The sequence below is a fragment of the Burkholderia sp. Bp8992 genome, from assembly GCF_003853705.1.
GTDB lineage: Bacteria > Pseudomonadota > Gammaproteobacteria > Burkholderiales > Burkholderiaceae > Burkholderia.
The window spans coordinates 517,219-538,541 of record NZ_QTQI01000001.1; the positions used below are offsets into that span (position 1 = coordinate 517,219).

Here is a 21,323-nt window from a genome sequence, read left to right on the forward strand (position 1 = left end):
AGGAGAACGCTGCCGCTCGCCCGGCTGTCACGGGCCGCATCGATGTTCGCGACCGTGTCGTGGAGCAAGGCGCCAATGAGACGCAAGCAGAACCGGACATTGTCATGAATCTAGCCGCCGCATTGACGGGATACGACCAGACGACCCGTCACATCCAGATCGACACCGCGATGCCGGGCAAGTTCGCGGTCGAACGCTTTCATGGTCGGGAGGGCGTCAACGAATCGTTCCGGTTCGAGATCGACCTGCTGTCGAGCGAACCGTTTCTCGACCTGACGCCGCTGATCGGCAGCGCGGCTCGCCTGCGTCTGGCGACGGGTAGCGGCGAGCGATGCTGGAACGGCTACGTGACGCATGCGGCGTACGCAGACAGCGATGGCGGAATGACACGCTACCGGCTGACGCTGGAGTCATGGCTGGCATTCCTGCATTTGCGCCGAAATTGCCTGTATTTCATGGATCTCGATACGGAAGGCATTTGCGAGCGTGTGTTCGGCGACTACGTCGAAGCGCGTCGTCGTTATGACGTCACGGGGAACTCGCGGACGTTCACGCTGCGCGGGCAGTATCGGGAGACCGATCATGAATTCGCGTTGCGGTTATTGTCGGAAGCCGGCCTGTCGTTCCGGTTCGAGCACGCGCAGGATGCGGGGAAAACGCCCACCGGCGACCACACGCTCGTCGTCTTCGATTCGCATGCCGCGCCGCGCGCGGGTGGCACCGTTCCGTACAATCTCCAGGACGTCGGCGATCCGGACGGCGTGATGACTTATTTCACCGAGCGCCATCAGATGGTGCCGGACCGGGTGGTGGTGTCGAGTTGGAAGGCGGAGCAACTTGTGGCCGTTTCCGGTCGTGCGCAAAGCCAGGCCGACGCGGACACGCCGGTCCTGCCGGCCCGCGAGGTATATGACGGCCAGCGCGCAGGGCGGTTCGACAGTTCGGACCAGGCCGACCGCTATGCGGCCCAGCGTCTCGATGCCCTTCGGCTACCCAAGGTGCTTCACCGAGGTGCCGGTTCGATTCGAACGCTCGAAGCCGGCAGCGTGTACACCCTCGACGGTTACCTCGACGAACCTGTCCGGTTCGTTCCGCTCCGCATCGACCATGAGGCGGTCAACAACCTGGGTGCGGAGATCGCGCAATTGCTCGGCCAGGGGCAACTGGAAAACGGACTGTATCGCAACCGCTTCGTCGCCGTCCCGCCCGATACCCCGATCGTGCCCGCCCATCGGGCCAGGCCGGTCGTGCATGGCGTGCAAACGGCGATCGTGGTCGGCGAGCCCGACAGTGCGGTGAGCAGCACGCGCGATCACCAGGTTCGTGTGCAATTTCCGTGGATGCGCGGGACGGCGCCGCTTCCCGGCGGATTGACGGATACCGCGAGCCGGTCGAATCCCGCCGGACATGCGCCGGGCGATCATCGGTCCGGTGTGCTGGCGCGCATCGCCGAGCAGACGGCGGGTCCGAATTTCGGGCACAGCTTCACGCCGCGCGTGGGAGCAGAAGTCGTGATCGGTTTCGATTCCGGAAATATCGACATGCCGGTGGTCCTGGGGCAGGTCTACGGAGGGCGCGTGCAGCCGCCGTTTGCGGCCGGCGAGGGCAGCAACGCGAATCACGGCGGCACGTTGTCCGGGGTGCAGACCCGCACGCTGGACGGGCAGCCCGGCACGCGCTGGGTGATGGACGATGCAGCCGGGCAGCTTCGCCACGAGGTCGGCAATGCCGTCGCGAGCAGCGGGCTGGCGCAAGGCTATCTGATTGCGCAGGACGGCGCGTCGCGCGGCATGTATCGCGGCGAAGGATTCGAACTTGCGACGGCCGGCTGGAACGTCGTGCGCGCGGGCGAAGGCGTGCTGCTGTCGAGCACGGCTCGCGCTGAAGCGACGTCGACGCAAATGGACGTGGCCGAAAGCGTGGGGCAACTGAAGCAGGCCGTCCTGACCGCCCGGAGTCTCCACGGAGCCGCCGTCGACGCAAAGGCCGAAGGCCTCGGCGCAAACGACGCGCAGGCGGATTTCCTCAAGGCGATCGACCCGCAGCAGGACGGAAAGTACACCGGTCCGGTCAACGGACAAGCGTCGACCAAGGCGAGCGGAACGCAGCGCGAGGGCGGCGACCCGGTCGAGCGCTTCGCGGTGCCGGCGATCGTGATGGAGTCTCCTGAAAACGTGGCGCTGGTGACACCGAAGACCGCGATTTCATACGCGGCCGAGCATGTGCATCTTACGGCGCAAGGCGATGCGCATTACGCGGCGCGGGCCACGATCGCCGGCGTGTCGGGCGAGTCACTGAGCCTGTACGGCGCGCAGGGCGGGGTGAAGATCATCGCGAATCACGGGCCGGTGAGCGTCGAGGCGCATACGGGCGCGATGGAGATACTGGCCGACCAGTCGGTGCGGATCACGTCGACGGACAGTCGCGTCGAGGTGCTGGCGAAGGATGCGATCGTCCTCCAGCAAGGGCCGAGCCGCATCACGCTGAAGGGTGGTGACATCACGATCGAGACACCGGGCCAGTTCACCGTCAAGGCCGGATCGCATCCCTTTCCGGGGCCGCTGGCTGCCACGCCGGCACTACCCGGATTGCCTGATTCCCGTACGCCGATGTTCGACGAGGCATTCGTGCTCAAGGACGAGCAAACCGGAGAGCCGATTGCAGGGCGCGCTTACCGCATCGTCCGTGCGAACGGTGCGGTCGAGCATGGTGTAACCGATGCAACCGGACACACGCATCTGGTGAGCTCGGCCGACGCCGAGCCGCTGTCCATCGAGATCGATCACTGAGAGAACGTATGCCGGATACTCCCGTTAAATCGTCGTCCGTCACGAGTCCGGTCTCGCGCAAGCAGCGCAAGACGGTGCTGGTTTCCGGGCGCGTGGTCGAGGCGCAGTTGCTGGAGATCAGCTGGCAGGGCGGCGTAACCGTCACGCGCAAGCAGTCCGCAGTCGCGGCGCCTCACTGGACGAGTGAGGCGAGTGTCGTCGAGATCGAGAAGCCCGACGAGTTCTGCCATGCAAACGGCTCGCAGCGTCCGGGCGCCTATCTCGTCAAGTCGAAGGCGGGCGCGAACAACAAGGTCGGCATCAAGTTGCGCGTCACCAAGACGAAACCGGATGCGCCCGCCACGATGAAGCTGACCGGGACGTTGCATGGGCTGACGATCGAAGGTGATTGTCCGACAGCGCTCGGCGAACATCAGGTGACGGCGACCGTCACGAACTTGCCGGACACGCTTGCCTACTATCACGGCGATGCATCGTGGAAACTGAGCGATGCCGCGACCGGCCTCAGTGCCGCCGTGACACCGGCGACGCGGCTCGAGGTGTTCGTGCTGCTCGATCGGCCAGGCATGCCGTTCGGTGCCGGCGTGTGGGCCGAAGCGCTGCGCTTTCTGTTCAAGCGCGCATCGGTTGCCGGTGCGGCGACGGCCAAGGCCGCGATCGCGAAGGTCACGGACTACTGTCACCACGGCCACGGGTTGCGCTACGACACGATTTCCGGCGCTGCGCATTTCGGCGGTGATTACGCAATGGCCGGCGGCAAGTTCGAATTGATGAGCTACATGCAGAAGCGTCCGCTCACGCCGAGCGGGACCTCGTCACATGCCGGCGCGACCGACGACGGGAAAACCGTGAACTGCTATGACCAGGCCTCGGCCGTGTTCAGTCTTGCGGCCGCGCTGGGTATCAAACCCGGCATCTATTTTCAGAATCCGTTCGGCTTCATCAACTCGACGAATCTCGTCGGCATCGGCGCGTGCAACAACCCGTTCTTTTCGTCGAACGGGTCGACGCCGACCGTCGCAGGCGATTCGCCGGCGCGGACCAGCTTCGGCAACCACGCTTTCGCGCATCTGAGCCACAAGGTCGAGGACGCATGCGCCGGCCCGCACCACGACGAAGAGGTGCGCGCCTACCTGACCGTATCGATCGACGCGGTGGCGTCGACCCGTCAATTCAATCGGGCGTCCAACCTTCAGCCGCCTCTCGCGCCGAGCGAATACATCGAGCAGATCATGATGACGACCAGGGAGTTTCCCGGGGTAGGAACGGTGATATGAACAAGTGTGTCGTCGGGTTGTTGTTATGTTCCATTTTTACCGGTGCAAGCCATGCGCAATCGCCGGAATCGAGAAAGGTCATGACTCCGGAAGAAAGAGCAGCAGCCATTCAAAGGGCCTTCAGTCCGACCGCCCGCGTCGATGCATTCAAGGCGCGTATCGATTTCGACCGGAAGTTCGCCACCGACGATGGCCGGATGGTGGTCGCGTACGACTGGACCAGGCTGGCAACGGAGCGCCTCCCCGGCTTGACGGAACTGAAGATCGACAATCACATTCCGCGCGTCAACGACTCCGGTCCGCTCAAGGATGTCCGGGTGGATATCTTCAATGGTCATTTCGACGGCGCACACGTATCGATCACGATTGCGCAGGCGAAGGATCGCTTCAAGGCCGCGGACTATTTCCTCAACGAGACGACTTCGCCGACGATTGCGCAAGTGCCGTTCGAGACGGATCCTGCGTCGCTCGGAAGCGTGTCGGTCCGGAGCACCATCGCCGGCCCAGGGCGCGGCTTCGTGTGGATCTACAAGAACCTGTGTTTCGTCGTGACGGGCGCACCGGCCGATCCGGTCGGCAATCTTGCCCGGCGCCTGCAGACGCTGGCGGAAGGCCATACGGTCAATTCGAAGTGATGGCGAGCATCGCTCGCGATATTCAACGGAAAAGACCATGTCCATCAATACAGGCGCACTGAGTTCGCTGCTGCGAGGCTGGTCGCAGCACAGCCGCTTTCTGTGGATGCGCACGTCGTTCGGAACCGATGCGTTGATCGCGGAAAGCCTGCATGGCTGGGAGGCGGTTGGCGGCGGCGGGTTTCGTTTCGAGCTGACCGCCTTGTCCGAGAACGCCCGGCTGGCGATCGGCAAGCTGATCGGCGGCCCGATTCTGATCGAGTGGCAGGCCGCGGAGGGGAGTGAGACCCGGCGCCCGGTTCATGGGCACGTGGTTGCCGCCGAACTGGTCGGCAGCAACGGCGGTCTCGCCCGCTATCGCTTCACGATCGAGCCGTGGTTTGCGCTGCTGCGCCAGCGCGTCGACAGCTACAATTATCAGCACGCCAGTGTGCTCGATATCACCGAGCAGGTCTTCGGCTACTACACGCACGGAGCCATCGCGCCCGCGTGGCGCTGGTCGCTGGCGGACCAGTCGAAATATCGCAAGCGCAGCCTGACCGCGCAAGCCGGCGAGTCGGATTTCGATTTTCTGCAACGCCTGTGGGCGGAAGAAGGCATCTTCTACTGGTTCGAACACAAGGGCGATGCGAACGCTGCAAACTTCGGTGAGCACACGCTGGTACTGGCGGATTCGAATCAGCAGTTCAAGCCGGACGATCCCGTCGTCATCGGGTTCCATCAGGCGAGCGACGGGAATCCGGCGGGGAACATCCAGGATTTCATGGCGGCGCGCCGCTGGCGTATCGGGCAAGTGACTCGCGCGAGCTGGGATTACCGCACCTTGTCCACCCGACCGTCGGAGGCGCGGGCGACAGGCGCAGTCATGCCGGGTATCGATCGCGACGTCGCCGGCCCGTACGCGTATCAGACCGCCGCGGTCGGCGACTACCGGGCGCAGCAGCAGCTGGATGCGCAACGCGTGAGCACGTCGCGCAGCGAAGGGCGCGGCACGCGCCGCGACATGCGGCCGGGGCTGCGGTTCGCGATGCGCGACCATCCGGTGCTGAAAGCCTCGCAAGCGTTCGTTTGCCTGCGTGTCGAGCACGACGTGCAGGCGAACGTGGATGCCGATGTGCACGGTGCAATCGAGCGCAAGCTCGGCAAGCCGTCGTCGGCCGGGATCGATGCATCCGATGTCGTCGAAGGATTGACGCCGGACGACCTGTCCGGCACCGGCACGCATCCCGGCAATGCGGTGTCGCGAAACGACACCGGCCGCGTGTACGGAAATGCGTTCGTTGCACTGCCGGTCGAACAGTCCTACCGTTCGCACGAGGATGGCGTGGACGGCGCACGCTCGCATCCGGAAACGGTGATGCAGGGCGCGCAGACGGCGATCGTCGTTGGTGCGGATGCGCCGGTTCATACCGACCGCGACCACCGCGTCCGTATTCAGCATCATGCGCAGCGCGGTCAGAATTCGGCCAGCCGCGAAGACCATCCTCGCGATTCCAATGCGCCCGCCGATCAAGGTGCAGGCACCTGGACGCGGATGATGACCCCGATCGGGGGCGACAACTGGGGCGGTGTCGCCGTTCCGCGCGTGGGCCAGGAGGTGTGGGTCGACTGGCTGGAGGGGCAGCCCGATCGTCCGGTGGCGGTGGCGTCGCTGTATAACGGGCGCGGCAATGACAACGGGCAGCACAATGCGCGCGCCGGGGGCCCCAGCGGCAGCACCGGCAATGCAGCTGCGTGGTTCGCGGGCAACGGCCATGCGGCAACGCTGACCGGATTCAAAACCCAGGAGCTGAGTCAGAGCCAGCAGGGCACCGGCGGCTATCGTCATTTCATGATGGACGATACGGCAGGTCAGTCGAGTGTGCATCTCTACACGACCGACAGCCGCAGCGGGTTGATGCTCGGCCACCTCAAATCGATGAATGACAACGTTCGCCAGGCCGATCGCGGTTACGGCGCGGAGTTGAATACCGAAGCATCGGGTGCGGTGCGGGGTGGCGCCGGCGTACTGGTGAGCGCCGCAGCCGGCGTGAACCAGATGGATGCGTCCAGTGCGGCCCAGGTGCTCGGCGACAGTCACGACCTGCTCGACGGTCTCGCGGAGGCGGCGCGTGCGCAAGGCGCCGAACCGGGCGCGTCGCAATCTTCCGCTTCGCAAGCGGATGCGTCGTCATCCGGACGAACGGATGCAGGCGCTTCGTCGTCCACGCTGGCGGCGGTCACGGGGTTGAGCGACGGCAAGCAGGCGATCAGTGCCGCACGAGCGGGATCCTCGTCCAGTCAGGCGACCGGAGGGGGCGACGGCAGCGCGACCGCGTGGAGCCGCCCGCATCTGGTCGCGTATGGCCAGGATGGCGTGGTGGCTGTATCGGCCAGGAGCCACGTCTGGTTGTCGGGGACCGAGACGGTGCTGGCCGCCGGGCAGGATTTGCAGTGGACGGCGCAGAACAAGACGGGCGTCGTCGCGAACCAGGGAATCCTGCTGTACACGGACGGCAAGAAAGGCGACGGGCGGCCCGTTGCCGTTTCCGGCATCGCGCTGCATGCGGCGTGCGGTTCGGTTGGCCTGCAGGCCCAGCGCGGCGGGAATCTCGGAGCCGTTGCCCAGCAAGCCGTCAGTGTGGCCAGTGCGACGGCAAGCGTGACCGCGCAGGCGTCCCGGAAGGTATTGCTCACGGCGGCGAAAGCCTATCTGAAGATGGAGGGCGGCGGCATCGAGATCGGCGTGCCGGGCACCGTGAAGTTTCATGCAGCGAATCACGTGCTGACCGGCCCGCGCAGTTCGGACATGAGTCCGCAGATCGCGCAAAGTCAGGTGAAGGCCTGTCCGACGAAGGACGGCGATGCGGCAGGTCGCGGTGCCGCCACGTTGTGACGGAGAGATGGGCGTGAGTACATCGATCGAACTGACGACGTCGCGGATACAGGCTGCGCTGCGCAAGGAAGATTCGCTGCGCGGGTATCTGCTCGTCGATCCGTATCTGCGGGAGCCGCTGGCCGAGCACCTGCCGATGCCGGGGGAACGCGAAGTCGTGCCGATCCCGGTGGCCAGCGAGTCGCTTCTCGATCATCAGCATCCCCGGCTGATCTGTTTCGATCATGACGATGTCGAGTTGATCGAGGCGTCGGTGCAGGCCGCGTGCGACGAACAAAGCGATTCGCATGACGAAGTGGTGCGCGGGTTCACGGTGGGCGGCTGGCTGGTTTCGACACTGCCACCGGAAATCGTCGCGGTGCACCTGGCGCGGGTGATGGTTTCACCACGCCCGCGCGTTGGCCGGAAATACGTGCGGTGGGCCGATCGACGCGTACTCGAATGGATGTGGCCGGCGCTGAATGATCTGCAGCGAAGCGACTTGTTCGGCCCGATCACGGCATGGCACGTGCTCGACCGAAATGCTGAACTCGTCGAGCGGATTCCACCGGCGGCTTTCGACCCATATGCGTCGCGATCGCGCGCCACGTTCTTCGCGCTCGACGACGCGCAATGGAGCCGTGTGGACAGAAGCGCGATGGTGCAGGACCTCCTCAGAGGCTGGTGCGTGTTCGAGCGCGAATTGCCCGACGATTACCTGAACCAGGCGGACGCGGCGGTGGCCGACGCGCAGGCGCTCGGCTTGACGCAGGTAGCCGACATCGTGCTGTTGGGCGCCTATGTGCTGCAGATTCATCCGGCACTGTGCAAGCACGCGCGTGTGATCGAGCTGGTGAAGTCGACATTGAGCGATCGGGCAAGCTTGAGCGAGCGGCTCGGCGCGGTCGGAGATGACGTGTGGGACGCGATGCGTCTCGAACTGGAGCAGAAGACGTCGCACGACACATCCATCGCGATGGCTCGCCGCTAGCAAAGGAAATCGAATCATGTCAGATGGCAAATATGCGCAGAACGCGAATGCCGCCGCCGCCGGCGCGCCGCACTGTTCCGCAGGCGGGTGCCCGTCATGCGTGAAGGCCGGGTTGCCGGTTTTGCTGGTCAGGCCGGCGCTGGCCGAGAAAAAGTATGCCGATGCGAAGAAAGGCGCGATCGCGAAGCTGAAGCCGGGGGTGGCCGACGTCGGGTTGAGTTACTTCGGCTACACGATGCGAACCTTGCGCGGCGGCTATGTCTACGCGTATTACGAGCGACCGCACACCCCCGAGCTGAAGGAGCAGAAGGGATGGCAGGCATTCCAGGTCGACGACGGCGGCTACATGACGCCTTATTCGCTCAGCGAACTGCCATTGCCTGGCAACGCACCGGTGTTCGCATGCCAGCGCACTGCCGGTTATGCGGCTGCCATGCTGTTCGTCATCCCTAATGCGTCCGAGACGCAGCGTGTGTGGATCGGCTTCAGCGATACGCCGTGGAGCGAGAAGGTTCGGGATGCATACGGGAATCCCAAGAACGAAGCGCTGCGTCGACAGCGCATGGTGTGCATCGATGCGCCGTATGCGAAATGCGATCGTTCGGCCCCGCTGACGGAGGCCGAAATGGGAAAGATCGTCGACGAGTACAACGCGAACTATCCGGTGGCGTCGGCTGCGTTGTACGGCGATGACAATGTGTTTCCGTTGAGGAAGCCGGCGCGCATGGATCCGAAGGGAGGGCGTCGCGAAACGGCGAAGGACATATACGACCAGGCTGTCGAGATCGTCAAGAAGAGCCAGACGTTCGACATCGGCAAGGCGATGATCGTCAGCGTACCTGACGCGATCGGTGTGACGTACGAGGCGGCGAACTTCCGCATTACCGTGCCGAAGAAGGCCAAGACGATGATGACGGGCAACGGCTACTGGAAGCTGCAGTCGGCGCTGTGCATCAAGGGGCTGGTCGAGACGATGCAGCAGCAATACAGCCATATCGGCAATCTGTCCGGGATGCAGGGTGACCCGAACACGTATATGGCCAGGGATCAGTTCGACGCGATGAAGGCGAGCGGTAATCTCCCGCCGGGCGCGACCTTCATGCCGCAAACCATTTCCGCATCGGGGATGTTCGCCGGCACCTATACGAACCCGTCGATGGGCATTGTCGCGATACCGGAGGACGAGCTGCCGGCGGAGCAGATCAAGAAGAAGCTGGGTGACAAATATCAGACATTCCTGGACCAGTACCAGTCTGCGTGCAACGACGACAGCCGGTTGCTTGCGACGATCGAGCCGGATTACGGCGCGTGGTTGCAAAGCGCGGCGCGCAAGCTGGTGACCGAACACGATTGCGACGAGACGACGCGGCAGGACGGTGTCTACTACGCGGTACTGGTGGGCAGGGCGTGCCATGGCGGCCACATGACCGATGTCGGGCTGAAGTGGTACGCGGATTTCATGAAGGACAATCCGGACGACAAGAACAACCTGATGATCCGTGCGATGCTCGGCAACCAGCAGGATTTCTTCACGTGGTTCAAGGACAAGGATCAGCGATCCAAGACGATCGATGAAGCCAAGGCGCTTTTCGACGTGATCGAGGATCTCGAGAGCAAGCACAAGGGCGGAGAACTGGTCGGGGCCCTGGCGCGCAACCTGCCGTATTTGCGGGCGCTGGCATCGGTCTGGAGTTACAGCACGGTGTCGTTACTGAGTACTTCCTGTCTTGCGTTGAGTCGTCTCAAGAATCCGCCATCCCCCCAACTCATCAGGAAAGTCGAGTTCGCGATAGCAAGAATCGGCATCACCAGTGCCAGCAAGAATGGCATTCGCGCCAGGCGGGTCAAGGCGTCGTACAGGCAGGCGAAGTTTTACTGGCGCGAAGTCGCCGACGCGAAAAACAGTGCCGCCGGTGGCGGCAAATCGACGTCGAAGGTCGGCGACACGCGCACTGTCAGTGTTTCAAGAAGCGGCGGTGGTGCGTTTGACGTGTCGGGCAAAGGCGGGACCGTAGAGATATTCGTCTTCGAACAGGTCAGCGTTACGGCGACGACGACCGTCGTTGCGCAGTTGCCGGCCGACATGGGCGAACTCAGGAAGTTTGCCCGCAAGGTCGGCGAATTGCTGCGCGAGGGCGGTGCGGTGCTGTCTGCGGCGGGCGGGATGCTGCAGGTCCTGAGCCTGATGGATGCGGTCGATAAATACAAGTACGGAAATGAAGACGAGCGGTTGGAGGGTATTCTCGGCATCGGGTCGGCATCGATGGGTTGCGCTGCCGCGTTGCTGGAAATCTGGAGCGCCGGTGCGAAGAAATGGGAGGCGGTTGGCGCTGCGTTGCGCACGAAGATCCTTGTAGGCGCAGCCGCCACGATTGCTGCTGGTTTTGATACTGCGACGGCGATTATGAAACTCGCGTCGAGATATGGGCGGGACAATCCGGGCGCCTTGTCGGCCTATGCGGTTCAGACAATGTTTTTTGGCGTTGCGACTGTGGCGAGCGGGCTGGGTTTCTTCGAAGCCATCGGCGCTATCTCTATCACGGGCGGTTACGGACTTTCCTGGACCGGGTGGGGGCTTGTACTGGTTGCTGTTGGTATGGCTGCAGGTTACTTGGCCCAGCTTCTGCAGAATCGGCCCGCGGAAGAATGGGCGGCACGCACAATCTGGGGACGTGCCAGCGACAAGTGGGGGAGCCCCGCTCGCGAGCAGGAAGAATCGAACAAGCTGTTGCTGGGGATCAGCGTCGACTTCAGCTACAAGGACGGCTTTTGGGATCTGGCCGTCCGAAGCATGGGGACAGGCATGATGGGAGGACTGCCCATGCCAGCTGGCAACAACAGCAATCCGATGGAGTATCGGGAGGTATATTTGCGCCTGCGCATCCCCGTGGGATTGCGGGCGCAACTGGACTGGGTTGCACGCATCTACGGCAAGAGCAAGAAAGGCGGGGCGACGCTGTTGCTGGAGCGCACCGGCGGTTCCGCGCGGCCTTCAGGGCTAGCGGCAGGTGGCGCTTCGGCGCTCGCGAAACTGAACGCCGAGGTGAAAGATCAGGATCAAGACATTCGGCTGTCGCTCGATCTGAGTGTCATTGAATTCAGCGGGGCATATGCCGAAGTGGCCGTGGAGACGAAGGATGGAGACGAGGTCCTGAACGAACGGCTGCCGAACTAGAGGATGAGCATCGATATGAAAAGCAACAAGAGCGACTACCGGGTGCTTTTGCCGGAGTGGAAGCAAGCGGAGCCGTATTTCAAGTTTTCCGGGAGACTGGCGAGAACCCGACAGGGCACCACGCCACCGTGGCGGGTGGCAAGCGATGACAAGCGGCGGCCGGTTCACGAGATGGCCAGCACCTGCGATTCTCTTCTGAACATTTACTTGAATGCGATTGAGGTTGGCACGCCAATGGGCGCTGGCGGAAAAGCGGTGTTTCTGATACTTGGTGTGCTGATTGGGCTGCTCGGTGCGGGGGGCATTGGCTACGGGGCGTTGCTGACCTTGCAGGAGGTTCCTGTCCTTGGTGTCGTTATGTGTTTCGTCACCTTGCTGTTCCTTTTGTTTGCAGTGTTCTCCCTCCGGATGGCGCTCTTTTCTCCGCGGGATCTCCCTGTCCTGTTCAATCGGAAGGATCGCAGCGTGAGCTTCATTCCTTACGTAACGCCGTCGTTCTGGCGAATCTGGGAGAAAGGCGGAGCAGGGGCAGTGCGCACGCGCGCGTGGGACGACGTAAAGGTCCGATCCTACAAGTGGACGCAATTTACGGGGGCGGCGGCGCGGGAATCCTATTTCCTGTCGCTGTTGTGGGGCGAGGTCGGAAACCCGCAGTCTTGCGCGGAGATCGTCAATATCGGCTACACCGGATGGTGGGAAGACGCGATGCTTTGGCGGTTGTACGAGCATATCCGGCGCTACATGGAGGAGGACGGCCCTCCGATCCCGCGTGGAGAAGCATTGCGCCAGACGGGTACCGGCAAGCTGCCCATCTTCCCGGCAGAGATCATTGCCGCAGCGGGTGGTGCGCCGATCAAGGTGGAGGAAGCGGCGAACCTTTGATCGGCTATCTCGATAGCGAAGGCTTGCTGTTCTCACGGCTCGAGCGGGCGGCTGGAAGTGATGACGCTCATGTTCGGCTCGATCATCACGTCGTCGGCGATATCGAAATTGCCGAGATAGTAGAACGTACGGTTCCGGTACATCGAAATGAAAAGCGACAAGAGCGACTACCGAGTGCTATTGCCGGAATGGAAGCAAGCAGATCCGTATTTCAACAAGTTCCCCGGGAGACTGGCGAGAACCCGGCAGGGCATCACGCCACCGTGGCGGGTAGCGAGCGATGACAAGCGGCAGCCTGTCCACGAGATGTCCAGCACCTGCGATTCTCTTCTGAACATCTACCCGAATGCGATCGAGGTTGGCACGCCGATGGGCGCCGGCGGGAAAACGGTGTATCTGATGCTTGGCGTGCTGATCGGGCTGTTCGGTACAGGGTGCATCGGCTATCTGGCAGTTCTGGCCTTGCTGGAAATTCCGGTCTTCGGCGTCTTCATGTCCGTTGCGACCGTGCCGTTCTTTTTGTTTGCGGTGTTCTGCCTTCGCGCAGCGCTCTTTTCTCCCCGGGATCTTCCCGTTCTCTTCAACCGGAAAGATCGCAGCGTGAGCTTCATTCCTTATGTGCAGCCACCATTCTGGCGATTCTGGGAGAAAGGCGGCGCAGGTGCAGTGCGCACGCGCGCATGGCACGACGTGAAGGTCCGGTCCTACAAGTGGACGCAACTCACCGGGGCTGCGGCCCGGGAGTCCTACTTTCTGTCGCTGCTCTGGGGCGAGGTCGGTAATCCGCGCTCATGCGCGGAGATCGTCAATATTGGCTACACCGGATGGTGGGAAGACGCGATGCTGTGGCGACTGTACGAACATATCCGGCGTTACATGGAGGAGGGCGGCCCTCCGATACAGCGCGGAGAAACACTGCGCCAGAGAGGTACCGGCAAACTGCCCATCTTCCCGGCGGAGATCATTGCCGCAGCGGGCGGTGCGCCGATCAAGGTGGAGGAAGCCGCCGACCTTTGACGCGATACCGTCTCCCGGCGCTCGGAATCGGCAGGTTCATCGTTGTCCAAGGGCCGGTTTTTCGTACAGCGACCAGACCTGCCCACCCGATCCGGACTCCCGTGCCCGTCCCGCCCGGACAAAAGCAGGGATACGTCGTACACACATGACTTCGCGTCGTGAGCGGCACCGCCAGGTCGGACAAAACGCCGGTTCGGTCCGCTACCTTGCCGACGCCCCGTCCAGCATGGGTCCACCGCGCTTGCGTCCGTTGAAGCCGTTCCGCACGTCGAGCCCGCGTACGTAACCGGTGCAGAGGCTCTTTGCCTCCCGATGATCGTCGGCGTCCAGATGAAGCGAAGGCCTGGCACGCGCGCGGACGTTACGCCAACCGACACAAACCGCCTGCCGACGCACACGACAATCGGGCTTGTGCGGATTGACGTACTGCGTACCTTGTTCGGAACGAACGCCATCGCGGCTCCGCGCCTGCCGCACCCCCACCATACGGGTTTCGATTCGTATGTTCCGACCGGCGCGTGGGCTATAAATGGTTGGGTGTACCGGTCCTTGTCGGGTGCCTGCGCGTCTCGCGCAGGATGGCGTCGCGACTGCCGGGGGAGGTGCGCCGTGGTTCGCCAGACGCTTGCTCGCGCCGTGCTTCGCACCGCGTTGATCGGGGGCGTGTTTGCCGGAGGTTTGCCGCCGCCGGCCTCCATTGCCGCCACCCTCGCGCCGCCTGCCGCGCCACGCGCCCTGAAGCAACGGCCGCCCGCCGCGCCTTATGCGATGCCGGTCGATTTTCCGGCCATCGTCGAGCGTTACGGACCCGCGGTCGTGACGATCATGACCGCGCTCAACCAGCAAACCGGCGGGCCGTCCTTCGCGATCCTCGATACCGACGATCCGCTCGCCGTGTTCTTCCGGCGCGGCGGCCCGACGCCCGTGCAGGGCGCGCAGGTGCCGACACCCGACCCGGTGCTGCGCGCGGTGTCGGGCAGCGGCTCGGGCTTCATCGTCAGTGCCGACGGCCTGATCCTGACCTCCGCGCACGTGGTCGACGAGGCGACCGACGTGACGGTGCGGCTCACCGACCGGCGCGAATTCAAGGCGACGGTGCTGGCCGTCGATCCGCAAAGCGACGTCGCCGTGTTGCGTGTCAATACAACGAAGCTGCCGTTCGTGCGCCTTGGCGATTCGGCGAAGGTGCGGGCGGGCGAACCGGTGATGACGATCGGCGCGCCGGACGGGGCCGGCAACACGGTCACGGCCGGCATCGTCAGCGCGACGTCGCACCAGTTGCCGGACGGCAGCGCATTCCCGTTCTTCGAAACCGACATCGCGCCGAATCCCGACAACTCCGGCGGCCCCGTGTTCAACCGCGCGGGCGACGTGATCGGCATCGCGGTGCAGGTCTACACGGGCAACGATCGCTACGCGAGCATGACGTTCGCGATCCCGATCGCATTTGCCGCAAAGGTGCGCGCGCAGTTGCAGGCGCAACAACAGGCCCAGATGCAGGTGCAACAGGTTCAGGTGTCCGCTCCCGGTGCGCCGGCCGGCAACGCGCTCGGCCTCGACGTGCAGGACGTCGGCGTCGGGCTGGCCGCGGCATTCGGGCTGCCGCGTCCGGCAGGCGCGCTCGTCAACGGCGTCGCGCCGGGCTCGCCGGCCGCCGCGGCCGGCCTGAAACCCGGCGACGTGATCGTGAAACTCGGCGACAAGGCGATCGGCCGCTCGGCCGAGCTGAACGACCTGGCCGCCGCGCTGGCGCCCGGCGAAAAGGCGTCGCTGCGCGTGATCCGCAACCGCGCACCGGTGATGCTGACGATCGCGGGTGCCGACGAGACGGCCGGGAACGCACCGGCCACGGTAGCGGGCATGGCCGCGCCGAAGGCCGCGGCACGACCGGGCCCGGGGGCGGGCGACCATGGTGACCGCCTGGGACTGACGATGCACGCGCTGAGCGACGACGAGCGCCGTTCGACGGGGCTCGCGGTCGGGATGATGGTGGACGCGGTGCACGGGCCGGCCGCGAGCGCGGGCATCCAGCCGGGCGACGTCGTCCTGGAGTTGAACGACACGCTGCTCGAGACGCCGGAAGACGTGCCGATGCTCGAAGCGAGCGGCGGCAACGTGATCGCGGTGCTGATCCAGCGCAACAACGCACGGAAGTTCGTGTCGGTGCGCGCGCGTTAGGGCGTTGACGCGGCGGGTGTCGCCCGCCTAACATCGTCCGATCTCGTCGGCAGTCAGCCCGGCATTCAGGAGCCATTCGGCATGAAGACGGCTTGCTTCATCGTAGTAGTCCACAGGCGCAGGGTCCGGTAGCGGCACCGCGCCGGCACCCATGCGCCCCCGACTCGGTCGGGGGTTTTTTTGCATTGCGCACGGCGCTGCGGCACGTGCGCGGAGGGCATCCGCTTGCAATCGAACCTGCCGATCGAATCCGCTCCGGCGTCGCCGCGACATGTGACGCTGATCCTGCTGTGCGCGCTCTCGGTACTGCCGCTGAGCCTGTTCCTGCCGGCGTTGCCGGCGATCGCACGCGACCTGCATGCCGACTACGGGCTCGTCGCGCTGTCGCTCGGCGGTTACGCGGCGGTGGCCGCGTCGCTCGAGTTCGTGATGGGGCCGCTGTCGGACCGGTTCGGGCGGCGGCCGATCATGCTGACGAGTGTCGGCGTGTTCGCGCTCGGTTCGCTCGGCTGCGCGACGGCGACCGATATCCGCGTGTTTCTCGCGTGCCGGATGATGCAGGCGGCGATCACATCGGTCTATCCGGTGTCGATGGCGACGATCCGCGATACCGGCGGCGGCGCGCGTGCGGCGAGCCGGATCGGCTATGCGGCGATGGCGGCCGCGTTCGCGCCGATGCTCGGCCCGACGCTCGGCGGCGCACTCGACCAGACGGTCGGCTGGCGGGCGAGCTTCTGGCTGCTCGGCGCGGCCGGCATCGCGCTGTTCGGCTGGTGTGCATTCGACCTCGTCGAAACCCATGCGAACCGGTCGTCGAGCTTCCGGCAGCAGCTTCGCGCGTATCCGGCGCTGCTCCGCGCACGCCGTTTCTGGGCCTATGCGCTTTGCATGGCGTTTTCGACGGGCGCGTTCTACGCGTTCCTGGCCGGCGCGCCGCTTGCCGCGAAAACGCTGTTCGGCATTGCGCCGGCGGAGGTCGGCTTTTACATGGGGACGATCACGGCCGGTTTCGTCGTCGGCAGCTTTCTGGCCGCACGTGTCGCGCGCCGCTACGCACTCGCCACGACGATCCTGTGCGGGCGGGTCGTCGCGTGTGCGGGGCCGTTGATCGCGCTCGGGCTCGTGTCCGGCGGCGCGACGCATGCGCTCGCATGGTTCGGGCCGTGCGTGCTGGTCGGCATCGGCAACGGGCTGACCAATCCCGGCGCGCATGCCGGCGCGGTGTCGGTGCGCCCGGAACTGGCGGGCAGCGCGTCGGGGCTGGCCGGCGCGATGACGATCGCGGGCGGCGCCGCGCTGTCGTCGCTGACGGGCGCGGTGCTGACCGCCGGCAACGCCGGTTATGCGCCGCTCGCGATGATGCTGCTGTCGGCGGCGATCGCGCTGGCGGCGGCCGTCTGCGTGCGGGTCCTCGATGCGCGGGACGCCGTGCGGTGACTGCGGGTGCGGCCCGGTACCGTGGCGCGGCCGATTGGCGGACAATCCGTCGAATACCGGGACACGATGCACCATCCGCGAGCCGTATTCCCCGACGGGCGCGAAGGGTGACTGGGCGAGGATGCGATGAGCGACTTTTCGGATTTCCAGCGGGACATTGCCGATGCCGCGAGGGCGACCTTCAAGGCACTGCGGGCGTTGCACCCGGACGAGCATTTCTATGCGTTCGCGCTTTATACGGACAGCGGCGCGATGACGGTGGTGCCGGCCGCCAATACGGTCGAAGGGCTGCGCCGGATGCGCGCGCAACAGGCGCTTCCGGACGACGATCCGTGGTTCGTGTGGGGCGTTTCCGAATGGGCGTACGAGGCGGCGGAGGCTTCGCCGTTCAACGCGATCTGCGGCAGGCTGGCCGACGAAGTGCTGAGTCCGCAGTTCGTGCGGTCGCGATTCACCGAATTTTCCCGGCAACTGCACACCGACATGATCGAGGCATTGCGGCTGCTCGATCGCGACGGTGTGTTCGGCACGGGCGACGAGCGGGCGGCCATCACGCTGTTCGTATCGATCAGCGACGACGATGCCGCCGAGGCGCTGGAAAACGCATCGGCGAAAGCGCTGAATCCGCCGGCCGTCGCCGACGCATTCCTGCGCCGCTACGGCTGACCGCCATCGGGATACCGCACGGCGGCCCGCGCGGGCGGCCGCCGTGCGTGCTTCGTTACGGCTTCGCGCCCACGACGAATTCGAACGTCGCGACGCCGTCGACGCCGCCCGTCACGCGGTCGCCCGGCTGCAGCGCGCCGACGCCGGCCGGCGTGCCGGTGAAGATCAGGTCGCCGGCCTTCAGTTCGACCGAGCGCGACACGTACGCGATGACGTCGGGCACGGCCCAGATCATGTCGGCCAGATCGCCTTGCTGGCGCGTGTCGCCGTTGACTGCGAGCCAGATGCGGCCCGTGGCCGGGTGCCCGGTGGCCGACGCCGCGCGCAGTGCGGTCACGGGGCCCGACGCGTCGAAACCCTTCGCCCAGTCCCACGGACGGCTCAGCTTCTTCGCCTCGGCCTGCAGGTCGCGGCGCGTGAGGTCGACGCCGACGCCGTAGCCCCACACGTGCGACAGCGCGTCGGCCGGGTCGATCGACCGGCCGTCCTTGCCGATGGCGACCACCAGCTCGATTTCATGATGGAGGTCGTTCGTCAGCGGCGGATAGGCGACGGTGCCGCTGGCCGGGACGATCGCGTCGCCTGGCTTCGTGAAGAAGAACGGCGGTTCGCGGTCGGGATCGGCGCCCATTTCGCGGGCGTGGTCGGCGTAGTTGCGGCCGACGCAGAATACGCGGCGCACCGGAAAGCGCGCGGACGACTGTTCGACTTCGACGGAAGGACGCTCTGCGGCGTCGATGACATAGGCGGACATCGGATGGCCTCGTTCGGTAGGAAGACGGATGCCGGCGCCCGTGCGGCGCGCGGGCCGGCATGCGTGCAACGATACCCGACGCGCATGCGGCCGGATGCGACGCAACTGCGTTTTACCGGGACAAAACTACGCGTCGGCGGCCGGCGGCGCGTCGTTGCTGTCCGGCAGCGCGGCGTTCGCGTCGCGGTACGCCTTCGGCGACACGCCGACGCGCGCCCGGAAGCGCCGCGCGAAATACCCTTCGTCGCGGAAGCCGACCGAGCGCGCGATGTCGGCGATGCGCCGGCTGGTATGGGCCAGCAGCGACTGCGCGAGCGCGATCCGGCGCTCGGTCACGAGATCGGTGAACGTACTGCCGGTTTCCTTGCGGACCAGGTGCGCGAGGTAGTTCGGCGACAGGAACGCGGCCTCGGCCGTTGCGGCGAGCGTCAGGTCCTCGCGGGTCAGGTTCGCGCGAACGTGCCGCAGCACGCGCGCGAGCGCATCGCGCCGGCCCGCACGCTGGGCGCCGCGCTGGGCGAGCTTGTCGAGCGCGCCCGCGTACTGCGTGCAGACGAGCCCGATCAGCTGCAGCAGGTAGCCGCGCAGCAACGTGGTCGAACCGAACGTGCGCACGCGATCGGTGTCGAGCATGCACAGCGCGAGGCGGCGTGCTTCGTCGTAGGTGTCGCCGGTCAGGATGAAGTCGAGATGTTCCTGGAAACGGAACGGCGTCAGCTCGGGGAAGCGGTGCGCGGGCACGTCCTCGAGGTCGAGCGGATCGACGTCGAGATCGGCGCGCAGGAACGCCTGGCTGAAGTTGATCACGATGAAATGCGCGCCTTCCGGATGCGGGATCAGGTGCTCGCGGTGCGGCAGCACGAACGCGAGCGCACCGCGCGGAAACGGACGCGTGACGCCGCCGATCCGCTGCTCGGTGTCGCCGCCGAGGTTGAACTGGATCTGGAAATATGCGTGCCGGTGCGGCTCGGTAATCGCCTGGCGCGACGCCTGGTCGCGGATGTAGAAGTCGAGCCGGTCGCTGCGTTCGGGCATCCCGTACAGGCGCGGCGGGGCGGTGGAGGGCATGAAGGATTCTGCTGTTCGTGACGCGGTGGAGCCGCGATGGTACAGCGAACCGGGCGCGGCCGGAACGTGCGGGCGCGCTGCGGCGCGGCATTCAGGCGTCCGGATGGAACCCGAGATAGCGGGCGTGCGGCCCCGTGCCGTTGCCGGCGAGCACGCTCGATGCGCCGACCGACACGAGCGTTTCCACCGTGGGCGCGCGGTTCGACACCAGCTTCCATTCGGTTGCCTCGACGGCTTCAGCCGGCGACGGGGCGCACAGGTCGGTCAGTGCGGCGAGCAAGGTGGCGGCGGCCGGCGCATGGACCATGAATCCTTCATTGGCGACGGCCGCCGTGTCGATGCCGAGCACCGCGCACAGCCGCGCGCGCAACGGCGTCTCGGCCTCGCTCGCCGCGCGCGAGCGTGCGATGTGCTCGCGCGTCGCCGCGTCGACGAGCGTGCCGCCACGGATGAGCGGCGCGTGCTGCCAGGCGTCGGGCGGGCATTGCTTGCCGCCGGGCATCAGCGCCACGAACGGATTGACCTCGGCCGGATAGATCCGGCACACGAGCGGGCGTTCGTCGTAGATCCCGCACCGCAGGTCGTCGCGCAGGTTCGGGCACGGGCCCGCATGGGACGCGGTGAGCATGGCCGTGATGCGGACGGGCAGCGAACCGCTCGTCGCGGCGGTCGACCGCGCGCGCTTGTACGCAGCGAACGCGTCGCCCGGCTCGGGTTCGACGGGCCACGGCATCGCGTCGCACAGCAATTCCACGTGGCCGTCGCGCCGCAGCCACGCGATCGCCTCGTCGAGCGTCAGCGGAATGCGCAGGTCGCGGCAGCATGCGCCGCATCCGGTGCAGGCAAAGTCGACGTCGAGGTCGGTCGAGGTGGTATTCATGAGGGTATCGCGGGGACATCGGGCGGCACGCGACGCATCGCGATGGCGCCGGTGATTGCGTTCATCGGTCGAGCAGCGGTGCCACCCGGCGGCGGAGTTCGGGCACGACGTCGGCGTCGAACCACGGATGGTGCTTGAACCACGCCTGGTTGCGCGGCGACGGGTGCGGCAGCGGCAGCACGCCGGGGCCGTAGTCGGGCCACGCATGCACGGTGTCGGTCAGCGTTGCCTTGCGTGTGTCGCGCAGGAAATGCCGCTGCGCGTACTGGCCGATCAGCAGCGTCAGGCGGATCGACGGCAGCTCGGCCACCAGCCGGTCGAGCCACAGTGGCGCGCATTCGGGGCGCGGCGGGTTATCGCCGCTCGCGCCGCGGCCGGGGTAGCAGAAGCCCATCGGCACGATCGCGAAGCGCGTTTCGTCGTAGAAGGTGTCGGCATCGACGTCGAGCCAGCCGCGCAGCCGCTTGCCGCTCGCGTCGTCCCACGGGATGCCGCTCGCATGGACGCGCGCGCCCGGCGCCTGCCCGACGATCAGGATGCGTGCGTCGCGATGGGCGCGCACGACGGGGCGCGGGCCGAGCGGCAGGTCGGCTTCGCAGGCACGGCACGCACGGATTTCGGTGAGCAGCACGTCGAGCGGCGCGCGCGTTCGTTTCGGCATCGATTCGGATCGGGGACGGAAGGGTCGTGCAACGTCGCCCGGACGGCGCCCGCCGGAGC

Annotated in this window: 15 protein-coding genes and 1 pseudogene; 11 read left to right on the forward strand and 5 right to left on the reverse strand. The window is 65.7% G+C overall.

Annotation, left to right across the window (positions count from 1 at the left end; genetic code table 11):
• Positions 1-104: 104 nt before the first annotated feature.
• From DIE03_RS02325 to DIE03_RS38620, 7 genes and pseudogenes are all read left to right on the forward strand, one after another.
• Positions 105-2,777, forward strand: a pseudogene (locus tag DIE03_RS02325) (type VI secretion system Vgr family protein); the annotation flags it as partial.
• 20 nt (positions 2,778-2,797) lie between these two features.
• Positions 2,798-4,066 carry a hypothetical protein gene (locus DIE03_RS02330; RefSeq protein ID WP_124447065.1) on the forward strand — a complete coding sequence of 423 codons (1,269 nt, stop codon included), beginning with the start codon at positions 2,798-2,800 and terminating at the stop codon, positions 4,064-4,066.
• Positions 4,063-4,701, forward strand: coding sequence for a hypothetical protein (locus tag DIE03_RS02335; RefSeq protein WP_124447067.1), 639 nt, complete (start codon positions 4,063-4,065; stop codon positions 4,699-4,701). Before DIE03_RS02330 ends, DIE03_RS02335 begins: the two co-directional genes overlap by 4 nt.
• Positions 4,702-4,738: 37 nt before the next feature.
• On the forward strand, positions 4,739-7,576 hold the full coding sequence (locus DIE03_RS02340) for a type VI secretion system Vgr family protein (protein ID WP_124447282.1): 2,838 nt from the start codon (positions 4,739-4,741) through the stop codon (positions 7,574-7,576).
• Positions 7,577-7,589: 13 nt separating this feature from the next.
• Positions 7,590-8,546 carry a DUF4123 domain-containing protein gene (locus tag DIE03_RS02345; protein WP_124447069.1) on the forward strand — a complete coding sequence of 319 codons (957 nt, stop codon included), beginning with the start codon at positions 7,590-7,592 and terminating at the stop codon, positions 8,544-8,546.
• Positions 8,547-8,562: 16 nt separating this feature from the next.
• On the forward strand, positions 8,563-11,721 hold the full coding sequence (locus DIE03_RS02350; protein ID WP_124447071.1) for a T6SS effector BTH_I2691 family protein: 3,159 nt from the start codon (positions 8,563-8,565) through the stop codon (positions 11,719-11,721).
• Positions 11,722-11,724: 3 nt separating this feature from the next.
• On the forward strand, positions 11,725-12,603 hold the full coding sequence (locus DIE03_RS38620) for a DUF6708 domain-containing protein (RefSeq protein ID WP_260434778.1): 879 nt from the start codon (positions 11,725-11,727) through the stop codon (positions 12,601-12,603).
• A gap of 32 nt (positions 12,604-12,635) precedes the next feature.
• Here DIE03_RS38620 and DIE03_RS38625 read toward each other — a convergent pair whose 3' ends face one another.
• On the reverse strand, positions 12,636-12,764 hold the full coding sequence (locus DIE03_RS38625) for a hypothetical protein (protein WP_260434779.1): 129 nt from the start codon (positions 12,762-12,764) through the stop codon (positions 12,636-12,638).
• Here DIE03_RS38625 and DIE03_RS38630 point away from each other — a divergent pair.
• The 4 genes from DIE03_RS38630 (at position 12,751) to DIE03_RS02375 (ending at position 17,901) form a co-directional block, all read left to right on the forward strand.
• Positions 12,751-13,620 carry a hypothetical protein gene (locus tag DIE03_RS38630; RefSeq protein WP_260434780.1) on the forward strand — a complete coding sequence of 290 codons (870 nt, stop codon included), beginning with the start codon at positions 12,751-12,753 and terminating at the stop codon, positions 13,618-13,620. The genes DIE03_RS38625 and DIE03_RS38630 overlap by 14 nt on opposite strands.
• Before the next feature lie 609 nt (positions 13,621-14,229).
• On the forward strand, positions 14,230-15,798 hold the full coding sequence (locus DIE03_RS02365; RefSeq protein ID WP_124447073.1) for a trypsin-like peptidase domain-containing protein: 1,569 nt from the start codon (positions 14,230-14,232) through the stop codon (positions 15,796-15,798).
• 225 nt (positions 15,799-16,023) lie between these two features.
• Positions 16,024-17,235, forward strand: coding sequence for a multidrug effflux MFS transporter (locus DIE03_RS02370; protein ID WP_124447075.1), 1,212 nt, complete (start codon positions 16,024-16,026; stop codon positions 17,233-17,235).
• A 126-nt stretch (positions 17,236-17,361) separates the two neighbouring features.
• Positions 17,362-17,901 (forward strand): DUF4303 domain-containing protein, encoded by a 540-nt coding sequence (locus tag DIE03_RS02375; protein WP_124447077.1) that lies wholly within the window; start codon positions 17,362-17,364, stop codon positions 17,899-17,901.
• Positions 17,902-17,956: 55 nt separating this feature from the next.
• Here the strand turns inward: DIE03_RS02375 and DIE03_RS02380 are convergent, their stop codons facing one another.
• The 4 genes from DIE03_RS02380 to DIE03_RS02395 all read right to left on the reverse strand — a co-directional run bounded on the left by DIE03_RS02380 (position 17,957) and on the right by DIE03_RS02395 (position 21,264).
• A complete protein-coding gene (locus DIE03_RS02380) occupies positions 17,957-18,655 on the reverse strand; it encodes a fumarylacetoacetate hydrolase family protein (protein WP_124447079.1) in 699 nt (232 codons plus the stop codon).
• Positions 18,656-18,781: 126 nt separating this feature from the next.
• Positions 18,782-19,723 carry a helix-turn-helix transcriptional regulator gene (locus DIE03_RS02385; RefSeq protein WP_124447081.1) on the reverse strand — a complete coding sequence of 314 codons (942 nt, stop codon included), beginning with the start codon at positions 19,721-19,723 and terminating at the stop codon, positions 18,782-18,784.
• A gap of 91 nt (positions 19,724-19,814) precedes the next feature.
• Positions 19,815-20,603: a YkgJ family cysteine cluster protein gene (locus DIE03_RS02390; RefSeq protein WP_124447083.1), complete on the reverse strand. Its 789-nt coding sequence runs from the start codon at positions 20,601-20,603 to the stop codon at positions 19,815-19,817.
• Between the two features lie 61 nt (positions 20,604-20,664).
• Positions 20,665-21,264: a uracil-DNA glycosylase family protein gene (locus tag DIE03_RS02395; protein WP_124447085.1), complete on the reverse strand. Its 600-nt coding sequence runs from the start codon at positions 21,262-21,264 to the stop codon at positions 20,665-20,667.
• Positions 21,265-21,323 lie beyond the last annotated feature (59 nt).